Here is a 14,690-nt window from a genome sequence, read left to right as displayed (position 1 = left end):
GTGAGCATATTATGTAATCGTTCACAAGATGAATTAGAGACCGTTTCGTGGTCCTTTCTGTCCATGCCCCTCTATGGACGTATACCACAAGGAAATGCCCGCTAAACGATTTGTTAGCGGGCTGCGTTTTTTTATAGATTATTCTCCAAGTATTCTTTTGCATCCTCAGGAGAGGCGAAGGGTTTGATAAAAGTGATTTCCTTGCTGTCATTTGCAACCGCCAGGAATCCATCAGCCACCTGGATGATATCCGCTGATACATTCTTTTGCCCATCAATCTTTACAGTATCGGAAATGGTCGCCTGGCCCTTATCAACCCATGTCTGAACCTCAACAGCATAAGCATCATAATCCATTCCTTCATAAAACCTCTCTTGCAGATAATCCGTGGTCACCGGATCCTCCTCAGTCTTAACCTCCGTTTCCGGCGGCCCCTCCTGCCCATTCTCACTGTCACCAGCACTACATCCAGCAAGGATCCCAGCAGCTGTTAAAGATATAAGTAGTTTTTTCATAAGGTCCTCCTTGTCGTAAGTTTCTGTTATATAACTCATACCCCATTAAACAAGCGGAATAGTTTTTTTGAAAATTTGGATATAATTGGCAGATGGACTCCGTTTGACGAGAGAGCATGATTTAATCAGTATCAACGGTTATCACAGTCGCTGAACTTGGAACAAATCTGTGCCAACCGGGAATAAAACTTCATAATCGGAATTATAAACAGCTGTCGAAGATAAAGCACAGCTAACCGGATAAAGTTCAACTAACTGGAGATAAATTTCTATCAACTGGAGATAAAACTATGCCAACTGGAGATAAAGCTCAACCAACTGTAGATAAGGCTCAACCAACTGTAGATAAAGCTCAACCAACTGGGGGATTTTAAAGGGCAATTAGTCTTTTCTATATAAAAAAACAGGATTCCGGCTGGGAATCCTGTTTTTTCGTATTTATTTTGACTCTGGTGCTGTGAATGAACGCTGTGCGAGTTCATTTTCAAGCATGAAGAAGGCGTTGCTGTCCTGGTCAATCCGGCGCAGCTTCTGGATGAGGCTGTCGAAGAGTGCCTCTTCTTCGACTTGTTCCTCGATGAACCATTTCAGGAATGTCATCGTTGCGTGCTCACGTTCGTCGAGGGCGATATCTGCCAGATTATAGATGCGGCGGGTTACTTCCTTCTCATGTGCAAGTCCTTTTTCGAACACATCAAGGACAGATTCGAAATCGTTCGATGGAGCATTAAAACCATCGAATGTCACACGTTCACCCATATCATTGATGAAATTGTAAAACTTCATTGCATGGAAGCGTTCTTCCTCTGCTTGTACCATAAAGAAGTTCGCAAAACCATCCAAATTCTCCGCTGAGCAATATGCTGCCATTGCCATGTATGCATGCGCAGAATAAAATTCATAATTCATTTGTTCAACCAATCCATTTACTAGCTTGTCACTGATCATACTAATTCCTCCTCAGTCCATGCAGCTCTGTCTTTTTACGCTAACATAGTTATTTTGCCTTCACAATTGAATTTTACCCTTTTGCGCTGCTTAAAACCATGTTTATCCAACGGGCGGCAAAGAAAAAAGACAGTACGGAAGCAAAAGCTATGCCGCCAGACTGTCTTTCATACATTAAAACAATTCCATCAAAAGCTCCCAGAAGCCTTTCTTTTTCTCAGGCTTTGCTTTTTTCTCTGCTTGCTCTTCTTTTTCGATTGCATTTGTTTTGATGACGAATTGAACGGAGGCCACTTTTTCATTTTTAGCAGAAACAAAGGAAACTGGTTCAAAATCGGATTTGTCGTATTCCTTGATCATCTCTTTGATTTTCTGCTGCATTTGCTCGGGCAGGTTCTTCGTTTCCTCATTCAACTTGCTTGTTCCATCATGCAGTTCGCCGACTCCATTATTCAGTTCACCTGTGCCGGCAGCCAGACCTTCAATTCCTGAATGCAGTTCTTTATAGGAGGTGGCAAGCTTGCTTACTCCCCCAGTATAGCCCACTAATCCTGAATGGAACTGACCGTATTTCGCGGACAATTCGTTGAGCCCTTTTTGCAGCTGTTCCAGGCCGCTCATATCCGTGTCCTTTAAGGAGGCAGAAAGTTCTCCAGCTATCCCATTGAGAGCCGCGCTCATTTCTGACACCGATCCGCTGACCTGCTTCAATGTTGGGTCCACGGCTGCAAAAGCTTTCTGCACCTGTGAATACGTTCCTTTGACTCTCTGGGCAGCTGCATAGGATTCAACCAATTTCTTGACGACATTGGCGTCCGCGCCACTGCTGTATAATGCAGCTATTTCTTCCTCAGAAACCTGTTGTGCCGGAATTCCCTTAATCGCTCCATCCAGGGCACCATAAGCTGCTGCGTAATTTTCCCGCAAAACTGTCAAACCATCGGCTGCCTGGTTCATCCCATCTGCCAATTTAGTCAGTCCTGCTGGCAATTCGCTCAGGCTCCTCATGTCCATTTGAGCAGAATCTCCTGATAGGGATGTACTGATTTTTTTCAGAGCATCGCCAATCGAATTCGATGCACCTACTATTTGTGAGGATGAGCTGTTCAACTCGCTGATGCCATTTTTATATTTTGCCGAACCATCACGGAGACTCGCTGCTCCGTCATTCAATTCCGAAACACCTTGGTTCAATTCGGCAACGCCTTGGTTCAATTCGCTGATTGCATCGGACAATGTGGACATGTCTTCAGTCATGTTCTCCATCTCGGAAGTATCAATCGGCAAGGTTGATGGAACTGCGGCGATACTGATGCCGGTGAATTCAAAATCATCGACTTCTGCCTTGAGGCTGAGATTTTCCTCCTGGCCGGGCATTACCGTAAAAGTGATTTGCTTGTTTTTCCCAGCGTTTGCAACCATCCCGCCATTTGCTTCCAAATTTTGATAACTATTTGAAAGCTGCAGGGAAATTTGCAATAAGTAATTCTCAAAGTAGAGAGAATTTGCTTTTTCATTGGCTGAAGTATGGATCCTGATTTCCAGCTGTCCGTTTTTACCGGCCAGCTCAGATGGGTCAATCTTACGACTATCAAGTAAATAAGAAACATCTATTGACCAGGGCAATTCCGTATTATCAGCCATGTTTCCCTGATAATAAAACTTTCCTTCGGGAGCATCGAATTGGACGGCCTGCCCATCCCGATCCAGTTTAGATAGATTGGTCAGGTTCTTGACGCTGCTATATTCACCATAATCGACAATCTTGCCGGCTTCCGCAACATCCAGCGTATTGACGACATAAATATCATCAAGTTTTCCATTGGCTGTTAACGTGGCATAAACTACCTCATCCTTCGAGGTAATTTTACCTTCCGCTTCTGCCGCAGCTGCAGTATCAAGAAATGAAGGCAAGATCAGCATCAGTGCGAGAGCAGCAGGTAGTAACTTTTTTGTCCTCATCATCATTTCTCCTCATAAAAATTTGCTTTGTAGGTCGTCTTTTTAATGAATCTATCGAATACCAGCAGCATCGCTGGAAGGAGGACCAAGACCATCACGAATGCCAGCAATGCCCCCCTGCCCAACAGCAAGCCGATGGAGCCGACAATTGGGTTTGAAGATGTCATCCATAGAATGAAACCGACGCTCGATAAAATCGCCGCAGAAATCGAAATCGAAAATGTCTTTTCATCCAGGGTTTTTATGATTGCCTTCCTGGACGACATATCCCGGCGGTTATGCTGGTAAGCTTCCGTCAAAAGGATCGCATAGTCCACGGTTGCCGCCAGCTGGACTGTACTGATGATCAGATATCCGACAAAAACCAGCGAAGAGCTGGTGAAATACGGAATCGACAGATTAATCCAGACCGAGGACTGGATCGTGATCAACAGCACGAGTGGTATCGAAATAGACTTAAAGGTCGCCAGCAGAACAATCGCAATCGTTACGACCGTCAACACATTCACGACGAAATTATCCTTGTTGACAACATTCTTGATATCATACAATGTCACGCTTTCCCCCAAACTTAGGGCTTTGTCACCATAATACTTTTCAGCGGCCTTTTCCACCTTCTGGACGATTGAAAAAGGGACATCTCCTTCTGTTCCCTGATTTGTATTGATGATCATCCGGCTGTAATTTTTCGAGTAAAACTCCCTGGTGATCGATTCATCCAAATATTCAGGAGGGATGACCGAACCTACCATATTGACATAGGCAATCACACTTGTGACATAATCAAGGTTCTCCAGTTCCTTGACCAGTTCCGATTCCTTCGCGCGATCCCCTTTTGGAACCAGAAGGACAATCGGCGTGGTTTCGCCAAAGGCTTCCTTAATCTCGGTAAAATCACTGCCCGCTCGTGTCGTTTCCGGCTGCACGCCAAGCCCGTAGGTGAAGGCCGTTTTGCTCTGGGCCAGGAAGCTTGGAACAATGATCGCCAACACCAGCAGCAAGCTTGGGATTTTCAGTTTCATGACAAACTTCCCTATACCGGTAAAGCTCGGGACAAAGCTTCTATGCTCTGTTTTATCCATCCATTTATAAAACAGCAGGGTAAGCGCTGGCAAAAACACCATGACACTGATGAAGCTCAGGATGATTCCTTTTACTAGATTGATCCCAAGATCCGAGCCGATTTCGAACTTCATGAAAGTCAGGGCAATGAATCCAAAAAAGGTTGTCGCTGCACTGGCAGTAATTGCCGGGAATGACTTTTTCATCGCCAGCTGCATTGCTTCCTCCGGATTACTCGTTGTCTTCCGGTAATCAGAGAAGCTGTGAAGCAAAAAGACAGCATAATCGAGAGAAACTGCCAGCTGCAGGATTGGTGCGACCGACTGGGTGACGAAGGAAACCTCTCCGATAAAGATGTTCGTTCCCAGGTTGATCAGCACCGATACCCCGATGGCTGTCAGGAAAAATAACGGCTCAATCCATGAGTTCGTCGAAATAACGAGAATGAAGATAATGATCGGGACAAGCAGCATCCCTGCATACATCGATTCCTTCCCGGCCATTTTTTGGGATGAAGCCGTATTGATAGCCTCGCCGGCAATTGCACCTTTTTCACCGATCAACTCATAAATTTCATCAGTAATCCTGACTTCATCACCGGAACGGACACTGATTGAGAAGAGCGCATTTCCATCTTTATAATAATTCTCTACCGTTTCTTCATCTGCCATTTCAATTGGGGTTTTCAAATCGACCACATCATCGAGCCAAATCACTTCCCCCACACCATCGATGGCAGACATTTTTTCCTTGTAGGCTATGGCCTCCTGCAAGGTTATATCCTTGATCATGACCCTTGTATCAGGGACATCGGCGGTAAATTCCTGCTCCATGATCTCCATCGCCTTTGTTGACTGGGCATCTTCAGGCAGATAATCTACCATATTATAATTGACCGACACAAAAAATTGCGCCACTGTTGATAACAGCGCAAATAAAGCAAATGCGATAACAACAGCTTTTTTATGCTTAATGATTTTTTCTGCAATGCTGTTCATTTTTAACCTCACTTGAGTCTTTTACATTTTCACTTTATCATTATATAAACACGGTGTTGGCTATTCAACAAACAGTTGCGTACATAACGTACATTACACAACAAATTATCATCATCTGTTGGAAATCAGAGAAAAAGGACGTTGATTTTTAAAAATGGACAGAAGAAAAAAATACACGAGGATGGTTTTAAAGGAAAGCCTTATGGCATTACTCAAAGAAAAGCCCATTTCGAGCCTTACGATAAAGGAAATCTGTGAGCTGGCTGATCTCAATCGTTCCACTTTTTATGCCCATTTTTCAAGTCAATATGATCTACTGAACGCAATAGAAGAGGAATTCATTGAAGATATGGTATCAACACTGAACCAATATAATTTTTCCAAAGAAGAAGAGGCTTTAAAAATGACCGAGAAGATTCTAGAGTATATTGCCAGGAATAGTGATGTATGCCAAATGCTTCTTGGTGAAAACAGCGATATACACTTCCAGAAAAAAGGGATGAAAATCACCCAGGAATACATCTTCAAAAATTGGATTTTCGACAGCCAGTTCGACCGGGAAACATTTAAATATATCAATATCTTTGTTGTCAGCGGCGGTATTTATGTGATAAAAAATTGGGTGGAAAATGGCATGGACAAGACACCAAGGGAAATGGCCGAAATCATTAACAACTTCATCAATCATGGATTGTCAAATATACGATAAAGCGCCAGCCCCAAACCGGGCCGGCGCTTTTATCATTTTAAAACCAGTCTCGTGACACTCTCAATCTGTGAGGTGTGCGGGAACATGTCCACTGGCTGGATATATTCTACTCTGTACTTGTCTCCTAGTGTCTGGATATCCTTTGCGAGCGTAGAAGGATTGCAGGAAACGTAAACAAAGGTTTTCGGCTTGATTTTCAGGACGGTTTTCAGGAATTCCTCGTCACAGCCTGTGCGCGGCGGATCGACGGCAATCACATCCGGGCGCCAGTCTTCCTCCAGCCATTTTGGAAGCAGTTCTTCTGCTTTTCCAACATAGAATTTGGCATGGCTGACATCGTGCTTCAGCGCATTTTTCCTGGCATCTTCAATCGATTCCGGAATGACATCCATCCCGCGAACCTCGCCTGCCTGATTTGCCATCCATAATCCGATTGTGCCGACACCGCAATACGCATCGACGAGTTTTTCCTTCCCTGTTAACATGGCAGCAGCTTTGGCTTCATTGTAAAGCTTTACCGTCTGCTCAGGATTCAACTGGAAGAAGGTCCTTGCTGAAAGTTCGAATTGCAGGTCACCAAGTGTTTCCTGGATAAAATCTTTCCCTTCCAAAGTGGCGGTTTCATCGCCGAATATGACAGAAGTCTTTTCGCCATTGATGTTCTGGACAATCGAGTTTACCTCTGGAAGACGCTTCTTGATTTCTGTGATGATCAAGTCTTTTTTCGGAAGTTCTTTTTTTGCCGTGATCAGGACAATTTGCAGTTCGCCAGTCTGGACGCCTGTCCTGGCAACGATTGTCCTTACGAGACCTTTATGTTTTTTCTCATTATAGATTGGTATTTTCAGATCCTGAAGAATGCCTTTTACAATCTCGGTAGCCTTTGTCGTAGCGGGATGCTGGACCGCACACTGCTCGATATTAATCAGATTATGAGAGTTGAGACCGTACAGGCCGGCAAGCACCCTTCCATCCTTTTCGCCAACCTGGAACTGGCTCTTGTTCCGGTAACCCCACGGATTTTCCATGCCGATTGTTTGACGAATATCAAGGTGTTCGATTTTCAGCTTTGTATGGCGCTCCAAAGCCTGGATGACAATATCACGTTTTTCATTCAGCTGCTGATCATAGCGCAAATGCTGCAGCTGGCAGCCGCCGCACTGCTCGTATACCGGACAGAGCGGTTTGATCCGATGCTCGGAGTGTTTACGGATCTTCTTTATTTTAGCCTCAGCAAACTTTGGGTGGACCTTTGTGGCTTCTGCGACGATTTCCTCACCTGGGAGCGCACCGGGCACGAACACGACCTGGCGCTTAAAATAACCGACACCCTCGCCATTGATTCCCAGACGCTTGATGGTCAGCGGGAAGGTCTGCTTCAGCTGCAGCTTTGGTGATTGCTGGTCATTGTTCGATTGCCCTTTTGAAAATTTCCTGACATGTTGACCATTATTCTTTGGTGATGATTTCTTAAATTGATTCCCTTGCTGCTCTTTTTTCATAAAACTTCACTCCAATTATTCAATGCTTCTCCATAAATAGAGCGAAGCATAGCTTAAATAAGGATTCCACGGCTCCTTGTATTTTTCCATCTGGGCAAGGTCTGGCTTGTCATCCAGCTCGAAGTATTTCTTCAAAGCATTCTGGATGCCGATGTCCCCCATCGGGAATAAATTCGGCCTGCCAAGCGCGAACATCAGGAAGTTTTCCACCGTCCAAGGACCGACACCGCGAATCTTGATTAACTCCTTAGAGACTTCGGCATCAGGCATGCTTTTCATTTTTTCAAAATCAAGCTGGCCAGAAGCTGTCAACTCACCGATTCCGATCACATACTCCGCCTTGCGTCCGCTGAATTGAAACTCACGAAGCTGTTCAACCCTCAGCCGGGCGACTTTGTCAGGAGAGGGATAGAACCAGACTCCATCGACCTCTTCACCGAAAGCTTTCACGAACCGTTCTGTCAGAGTAAAGGCAAACTTCAGATTCACCTGCTGGTGGATAATGCTCTTGATCAAGCTGGAAAACGGATCAAATTCCAGCACAAGCGGGGTTCCAAAATGATCATTGAAAAGATCTTTTAACTCTGTCGTCTGAAAATGCTCATGGACCCGAAGCAATTCCACATCCCACTGAAAAATTTCCGTCAGACGATTTAGCGTTTTTTCTTTTTCATCACTGGCGCGGACAATGAATTCAGGCTTTTCCAGCGTGCCCGTCGCAATGACATCCGCAATGATTTTTTTATCATCAAAAGCAAGCGGCACCCTGACGAGCCGCTGCTCGATATCAACGGCGTTCAATGGATCAAGTGCAAGCCTGCTTAAGGCCAGGTCAAAATTATAAGGCCCGGTAATGGCCAGCTTTTCTTCCCACATATACAAACCGCCCTCATGTATTTTCCCCGTATTATAGCATTTCCGTTCTGTTTTTACGAAAATAGTGCTGATCATCTGGGCGGTATTTGATTTTTATTGGTGAGGAATGCTCGTTTTTATTGCCCTAAGTATGGATTGTGTTCAAATGACGGAATTGGGTTTTTGAAATTAATCGATTGTCGGCTTTCTGGCTGAATTTTGCGGGGGAATTGCCAACTTATTGTTGAAATCCCCCTTTTATTAAGATGATTCCTGTCTTTCCGGCTGGGTCTAACATCTTTTAGCTGGCCCATTTCTGCTTTATTGGCGGAGTTCACAACTTTATTGGCGATAATCACTGTTTATTGGCGATTTTTTAATTTTATTGGCGAAAATCACAGGTTTATTGGCGAAAATAAATTTTTATTGGCGAACTGGTAAAAATGCGCCTTTTTTCCAATCGAAAATCCCGGCAACTGTAAAATTGCCGGGATCAAACAATCAGTACAGCATCGGATCCTTCATGCCGCCTTTTCTGAGCATCAGCTCATCAAGATTTTTAAAGTGATAACCCTGTTCTTTCAAATCCCTGATTACCTTCCCAAGTGCATCCGCATTGTCTTTCGAAACTGTGTGCAGAAGCAGGACGGCACCTGGGTGGACCTGGGTCATGATTTTATCATAGGCATATTGCGCGCCTTTTTGCTGGTCGGTATTCCAGTCAACAAAAGCGAGCGACCAGAACACATGAGTATAGCCGGCTTCTTTGGCGACCGCCATTGTCCTTTCGCTGAAAATCCCCCTTGGAGGACGCAGATAGTTCATATGCTTCCTGCCTGTGATCCTTTCGGTTTCAGCACGGACCATCTCAAGTTCCTTCTTGATTTTTTCATCGCTGATTTGAGTCATGTCAGGATGATGCCAGGAGTGATTGCCGATAATATGGCCTTCATTTGCCATCCGGACAACAAGCTCGGGAGCACTTTCAAGATAATGGCCCGTAATGAAAAAAGCTGCAGGGACCTGTTCCTCTTTTAATACATCAAGAATTTTTGCAGTATAACCATTTTCATATCCATTATCAAAGGTCAGGTACAAATCCTTGCTATTTTTGTCCCCTTTATAAACAGCTCCATGGTCTTCAAGAATGACCTCGAACATTCTTCCGGCATCAGCCTGCCTCCCATTCCGGCCTTTTTTGAATCCCCAGTGCAGTGGTGAGTTCGAATTTTCTTCCGCGCCTGTAACAGCCGGCAAAGCAATCAACAGCAGCATCGCGGAAGCAAGCAGTATCTTAACAAACGTTTTCATGATGTTCCTCCATTGATGTTTTTCCTTATTGTTTGCCGGCAGGGAAAAAAAATTCTACAAATGCATCAACGGGAAACTTTTGCAGTGGTGATAAGGTAATGGGCCGTTACCAGCAATCGAATAAAAAAGAAGTCTCGCAGCAAACCCAGCGAGACCCCTTTTAAGTTTTACTTATAAACTCGATCGGCGAATTGCGCCAATTTTTCGAGTGATGATTTTTCAACATCTTCGTGCAGGCTGTTTCCGTGCGAATCCATGGTTACGACTGCGGTAAAGCCTTCGACATTGAGGTGCCACATTGCTTCAGGAATACCGAAGTTCATCAGGTCAACGCCTTCGACAGACTTGATGCAGTCCGCATAATACTGTGCTGCGCCGCCGATGGCATTCAGGTAAACTCCGCCATGCTCTTGCAAAGCAGCAAGCGTCTTCTTACCCATTCCGCCTTTTCCGATGACTGCACGGATGCCGAACTTCTTCATGATATCACCCTGATAGGGCTCCTCACGAATACTTGTTGTCGGGCCTGCAGCCTTCACATGCCAGTTTCCTTCTTCATCCTTCAGCATGACCGGTCCGCAATGGTAAATGACCTGCCCATTCAAGTCGACAGGTGAATCGTGGTCTGACAGGTACTTATGGATCGCGTCACGGCCTGTATACATCATGCCATTGATCTGGACGACATCTCCGACCTTGAGTTCACGGATTTGCTCTTCTGTGATAGGAGCAGTTAATGTGACGACATTCTGTTCTGCCGGTGCTTCGACTGCTGCTGCGATTTCCTGTGCAGCAGGCTGGGCGAAATCAATCTTCTCTCCTTCCTGGTACATCCATTCCTGAATTTCACCAGTTTCAGGGTTTACGGCTACACCAAGGCGGCGATATGCCCAGCAGTTATACGCAACAGATACGTAAAAGCTTGCCGGAATGCGGTTCATGACGCCGATTTTGCAGCCAAGAAGCGTCGTTTCACCGCCAAAGCCCATCGTCCCGATTCCAAGCTTGTTGGCATTTTCCATGACATACTCTTCAAGGTCATGTAGTTCTGGATTTGGATTGACATCATCTACAGTACGGAATAATTGCTCCTTCGCAAGGTCATATCCAGAAGAACGGTCACCGCCAATGCCGACCCCAATGAAGCCTGCGCTGCAGCCTTGTCCCTGGGCCTGATAAACCGAATGCATGATACATTTGCGTATTCCGTCAAGGTCGCGTCCAGCGCGGCCGAGTCCTTCCAATTCAGCAGGAAGGCTGTATTGGATATTTTTATTTTCACAGCCGCCGCCCTTTAAAATCAGACGTGCGTCAATATAGTCTTTTTCCCATTGCTCAAACTTGATGACAGGAGTGCCGCCGCCAAGATTGTCGCCGCTGTTCTCACCTGTCAATGAATCAACAGAGTTCGGGCGCAGCTTGCCATCCTTGGTAGCCTGGGCAATCGCATTGTAAATCGCCTTTTTCATCTCAAGCTGGTTTTCACCTACAGGAGTCTTGATTTTAAAGGTTGGAAGACCAGTATCCTGGCAAATCGGCGAAACATTATCATCCGCCATTTTAATGTTGTTGGTGATCGTATCCAGGCTCATCGCCGAGCGTGTCCCGGAGTTTTCACGCTCTGCCGCCGCTTTGATGGCCCGGCGGACATCCTTAGGAAGGTTCGTGGATGTTTCAACAACTAACTGGTACATGCTTTCCTGGAACTTTTCGATATTCATCTGTCTACCCCTCTCCCCATGTTTGCTGTCTCTTTATATGTGAAAGCTTTATAACAATTTCTCCGATATCATTATACTCCTATCAACCATCTATTTAAAGATGAAAGTGGAATCGTTTACAAACAGAAAAGCGCAAGCGCCTTGGGCAGCCCCGACAAGCGTTGGAGGGCCGACCACTGAAGTCGCTCTTTGACTTCATTGGGCGGACCGAAACGCTCGAGGGGCTAGGTGCTGAAGCTGGACACAGAAAAGCGCAAGCGCCCTGGTCCGCCTCGACAAGCATTGGTCGCTGGAGCTGGACAGAGAAAAGCGCATGCTCGTTGGTCAGCTCCGAAAAGACGCTAACATAAAAAAGAGACCTCATAAAAAGGTCTCTTACAAATCGCGGTTTTTGAATTCGCGGCATTTGGCATCCATTTCTTCGACGATTTGGATCATGCGGTCGATATCCTCGAGGTCCGTTTCTTCCGGATCAATCGCTTCAAGCAATTCAGCGAACATATCCAAACGCTGCTTAAGGAATACAACCTGAGTATTTTTATCATTTATCTGGCTTCCCACTATTCTCGCTCCTTTCACTACCGTTAACATCCTACCGAAAAATGGGCGATTGTGCAATATTTATCAGAATGCATGCTGTCCATTTGGGCTTTTGCAAAACCCTTTTATTATTGGATAGTATTCCCCCCTATCGCAATATGTTTGCGCAGGCTTTTTCAGGAAAAAACATATATGAGGTGATAAAATGATATTTAATTCTTGGGATGCCGTCTGGCGTACCCTTGTTGTCGGTGTCCTTGCTTACGGGGCCCTTGTTTTATTGTTGCGTGTTTCTGGTAAACGTACGCTGTCCAAGATGAATGCTTTCGATTTGATTGTCACGGTCGCACTGGGGTCTACCCTGGCGACAATCCTTTTGAATAAAAAAGTGGCCCTTATTGAGGGAGTTTCAGCATTCTTTATTTTAATTGGTCTGCAATATGTTGTGGCATGGCTGTCGATACGTTCAGACGGTTTCAAAAAGCTGATTAAATCGGATCCCCAATTGTTATTTTACCGCGGGAATTACTTAAAGGAAAAAATCACCAAAGAACGTGTTTTGGATGTGGAAATCCTTCAGGCAGCACGTTCCAGCGGCATCAATTCAATGGACCAGGTGGAAGCTGTCGTCCTTGAAACAGACGGCAGCATTTCTGTAATCAAAAAATCGGATTCAGAAACGGACACGCTTTCCAGTGTGGATAAATAAGAGAAGCAGGCTGAAAAAATTCCAGCCTGCTTTTTGGTTCTTATTCATCCAGTCCGGTTGCTTTCCCTTCCCTGCTGGAATCGGCAGCTCCATAGAGGATACCTTTTTCACGATCGAATTTGATGGCCTGGACATTTCCAAGCGGGAATGGACCATCGGCAAATTCGAAGCCCTTTGATTCCATCTCACCTTTTGCTTCCATGCTGATGCCCGACTCCCAGCCAATCAGCGGGCCGGTACTATTGAAGATTCTCGGCTCCTCGATGGCCTCTTTCAGGTCCATGCCAAAATCAAGAACATTGACAATCGTCTGGAATACGGAGCCTACGATTGTTGGCCCGCCAGGTGATCCCAATGTCAAAACAGGCTCATCTTCCTTGAAGACAATGGTTGGCGTCTTGCAGCTCACAGGCCTCTTTCCTGGCTGGATTTCATTCAGGCCGCCAGGAATAGCATCAAAGTCAGTCATTTCATTGTTTAAAACGAAGCCATGATCCTTGACCATGATTCCAGAACCGAACGGGTGCTCAACGGTAGAAGTGCAGGCAACGATATTGCCCCACTTGTCCGTTACCGTGAAATGAGTCGTTTCGCTTCTTTCTCTTTCAGGCTCGAAAGGCTGGCGGACAATATTAATTTCCTTACCCTCCCCGTAAACCCATGGATTACCAAAATCAATTGCATCGTTCCTGCGTTCCCAATTAATCAATTTTCGCCGCTCAGCAAGGTATTCCTCACTCAGCAACCCTTTTAACGGAATATCACCAAACTCCGGATCACCTGAAAAGGCGATTTTATCGGAAAAAGCAATCCTCATGGCTTCTGTAAATAAGTAATACTTTTCCCATGATTTCACATCATACTTGCTGAGGTCAAAACCTTCGAGGATTTTCAAAATCTGCAGCATCGTTGTCCCGCCTGCACTCGGCATATTGGAAGAAGCAATTTTATAATCCCGATAAGTTCCCCAAACAGGTTCATCAATGGAGATTTCATAATTCTTTAAATCTGACATCTCCATGATTCCGCCAAGCTCTTTTAGTGTAGAAATAATGGCTTCTCCAATTTCCCCTTCATAGAACGCTTCGATGCCATCACGCTGAAGGATTCGGAATGTTTTCGCCAGGTGTTCCTTCTGGTAGACATCCCCTTCCTTAAGCGACTTCCCGCCCGGCATAAATAATTCCTTCGCATGATCACCGAGTCGATAGTCGAAAGTATTAAGACTTTCTTCCATAATCCAGTTGACCTCTACTCCTTTTTCTGCAGCCTGGGCAGCTGGTTCGATCAATTCGGCAAGCGGTTTTGTGCCATACTCCTTCCTTGCCGCTTCCATTGCTTTCAATATACCTGGAACCCCGACACCTGTAGCATGCGTAGACCTCTTTTTAAACGGAATGACTTCACCTTTTTCATCTAAAAAAAGTTCTGGGTGTGCGGCTTTTGGTGCTCTTGTATGCCCATCAAAAATTTTCGTGGTTTTGCTTTCCGCATGATAAACCATGAAAAATCCGCTGCCGCCAATTCCTGTCATCATCGGTTCTCCGACATTCAGGCCGAATTGGATGGCGATCGCTGCATCGATGGCGTTGCCGCCGTCACGCAGTATTTTTTCCGCTGCATTCGTTGCAATTGGGTGCGCTGAAGCAGCCATTGCAATTTTCCCCGTTGCAGTTTCTCTATCATAATCACACCTGTTAGAGCGTGGTTTAAATTCCTTTTCCATTGACATAGCCTCCTAAATTAACTGACTGTACTAGTTAATACCCTCGTAGCTAAATAAAGAAACAAGCAAATATATGGGATGGTTGACAGCAAAAAACCAGTCCTTGTCCAGGACTGGCTTTAGTATTCGCAT

Annotated in this window: 12 protein-coding genes; 2 read left to right on the top strand and 10 right to left on the bottom strand. The window is 45.2% G+C overall.

Going from position 1 to position 14,690, the window contains the following annotated elements; genetic code table 11:
* Positions 1–131: 131 nt before the first annotated feature.
* From M3593_RS15870 to M3593_RS15855, 4 genes are all read right to left on the bottom strand, one after another.
* Positions 132–515 (bottom strand): hypothetical protein, encoded by a 384-nt coding sequence (locus M3593_RS15870; protein ID WP_251543934.1) that lies wholly within the window; start codon positions 513–515, stop codon positions 132–134.
* A 438-nt stretch (positions 516–953) separates the two neighbouring features.
* Positions 954–1,463, bottom strand: a complete 510-nt coding sequence (locus M3593_RS15865; protein ID WP_144475158.1) for a ferritin — start codon at positions 1,461–1,463, stop codon at positions 954–956.
* A 174-nt stretch (positions 1,464–1,637) separates the two neighbouring features.
* Positions 1,638–3,425: a YhgE/Pip domain-containing protein gene (locus tag M3593_RS15860; protein ID WP_353056101.1), complete on the bottom strand. Its 1,788-nt coding sequence runs from the start codon at positions 3,423–3,425 to the stop codon at positions 1,638–1,640.
* Between the two features lie 2 nt (positions 3,426–3,427).
* Complete coding sequence (locus tag M3593_RS15855; RefSeq protein WP_251543937.1) at positions 3,428–5,485, bottom strand: efflux RND transporter permease subunit; 2,058 nt, start codon at positions 5,483–5,485, stop codon at positions 3,428–3,430.
* 202 nt (positions 5,486–5,687) lie between these two features.
* On the opposite strand from M3593_RS15855, the gene M3593_RS15850 reads away from it, so the two are divergent.
* Positions 5,688–6,194 (top strand): TetR/AcrR family transcriptional regulator, encoded by a 507-nt coding sequence (locus M3593_RS15850; RefSeq protein WP_251543940.1) that lies wholly within the window; start codon positions 5,688–5,690, stop codon positions 6,192–6,194.
* 32 nt (positions 6,195–6,226) lie between these two features.
* Here M3593_RS15850 and rlmD read toward each other — a convergent pair whose 3' ends face one another.
* The 5 genes from rlmD to M3593_RS15825 form a co-directional block, all read right to left on the bottom strand.
* Entirely contained in the window at positions 6,227–7,696 is a 1,470-nt protein-coding gene (gene rlmD, locus M3593_RS15845; RefSeq protein ID WP_251543942.1) for a 23S rRNA (uracil(1939)-C(5))-methyltransferase RlmD, read from the bottom strand.
* Positions 7,697–7,711: 15 nt separating this feature from the next.
* On the bottom strand, positions 7,712–8,572 hold the full coding sequence (locus M3593_RS15840; RefSeq protein WP_251543944.1) for a DNA-3-methyladenine glycosylase family protein: 861 nt from the start codon (positions 8,570–8,572) through the stop codon (positions 7,712–7,714).
* Between the two features lie 480 nt (positions 8,573–9,052).
* The gene (pdaA, locus tag M3593_RS15835) at positions 9,053–9,862 is read right to left on the bottom strand and encodes a delta-lactam-biosynthetic de-N-acetylase (RefSeq protein WP_144475163.1); all 810 of its coding nucleotides are present in this window, start codon (positions 9,860–9,862) and stop codon (positions 9,053–9,055) included.
* A gap of 167 nt (positions 9,863–10,029) precedes the next feature.
* Positions 10,030–11,583, bottom strand: a complete 1,554-nt coding sequence (locus M3593_RS15830) for a fumarate hydratase (protein WP_285848078.1) — start codon at positions 11,581–11,583, stop codon at positions 10,030–10,032.
* Between the two features lie 375 nt (positions 11,584–11,958).
* Positions 11,959–12,144 carry an SE1561 family protein gene (locus M3593_RS15825; protein ID WP_144475165.1) on the bottom strand — a complete coding sequence of 62 codons (186 nt, stop codon included), beginning with the start codon at positions 12,142–12,144 and terminating at the stop codon, positions 11,959–11,961.
* Positions 12,145–12,328: 184 nt separating this feature from the next.
* Between M3593_RS15825 and M3593_RS15820 the strand changes: the two genes are divergently transcribed.
* Positions 12,329–12,832: a DUF421 domain-containing protein gene (locus tag M3593_RS15820; RefSeq protein ID WP_251543946.1), complete on the top strand. Its 504-nt coding sequence runs from the start codon at positions 12,329–12,331 to the stop codon at positions 12,830–12,832.
* A 40-nt stretch (positions 12,833–12,872) separates the two neighbouring features.
* Here M3593_RS15820 and ggt read toward each other — a convergent pair whose 3' ends face one another.
* Positions 12,873–14,558, bottom strand: coding sequence for a gamma-glutamyltransferase (ggt, locus tag M3593_RS15815; RefSeq protein ID WP_251543948.1), 1,686 nt, complete (start codon positions 14,556–14,558; stop codon positions 12,873–12,875).
* Positions 14,559–14,690 lie beyond the last annotated feature (132 nt).

Origin of the sequence: Mesobacillus sp. MER 48 (assembly GCF_023714225.1) — a bacterium.
GTDB classification, from domain to species: domain Bacteria; phylum Bacillota; class Bacilli; order Bacillales; family Cytobacillaceae; genus Mesobacillus; species Mesobacillus oceanisediminis_A.
Note: the sequence above shows the minus strand (reverse complement) of the source record. Positions and strands in the feature narration are given on the sequence as shown.

Coding starts and splice junctions, on each gene's coding strand:
- M3593_RS15865 (WP_144475158.1), bottom strand. CDS start 1,463: ATGATCAGTGACAAGCTAGTAAATGGATTGGTTGAACAAATGAATTAT.
- ggt (WP_251543948.1), bottom strand. CDS start 14,558: ATGGAAAAGGAATTTAAACCACGCTCTAACAGGTGTGATTATGATAGA.
- M3593_RS15870 (WP_251543934.1), bottom strand. CDS start 515: ATGAAAAAACTACTTATATCTTTAACAGCTGCTGGGATCCTTGCTGGA.
- M3593_RS15850 (WP_251543940.1), top strand. CDS start 5,688: ATGGCATTACTCAAAGAAAAGCCCATTTCGAGCCTTACGATAAAGGAA.
- M3593_RS15820 (WP_251543946.1), top strand. CDS start 12,329: ATGATATTTAATTCTTGGGATGCCGTCTGGCGTACCCTTGTTGTCGGT.
- M3593_RS15855 (WP_251543937.1), bottom strand. CDS start 5,485: ATGAACAGCATTGCAGAAAAAATCATTAAGCATAAAAAAGCTGTTGTT.
- pdaA (WP_144475163.1), bottom strand. CDS start 9,862: ATGAAAACGTTTGTTAAGATACTGCTTGCTTCCGCGATGCTGCTGTTG.
- M3593_RS15860 (WP_353056101.1), bottom strand. CDS start 3,425: ATGAGGACAAAAAAGTTACTACCTGCTGCTCTCGCACTGATGCTGATC.
- M3593_RS15830 (WP_285848078.1), bottom strand. CDS start 11,583: ATGAATATCGAAAAGTTCCAGGAAAGCATGTACCAGTTAGTTGTTGAA.
- rlmD (WP_251543942.1), bottom strand. CDS start 7,696: ATGAAAAAAGAGCAGCAAGGGAATCAATTTAAGAAATCATCACCAAAG.
- M3593_RS15840 (WP_251543944.1), bottom strand. CDS start 8,572: ATGTGGGAAGAAAAGCTGGCCATTACCGGGCCTTATAATTTTGACCTG.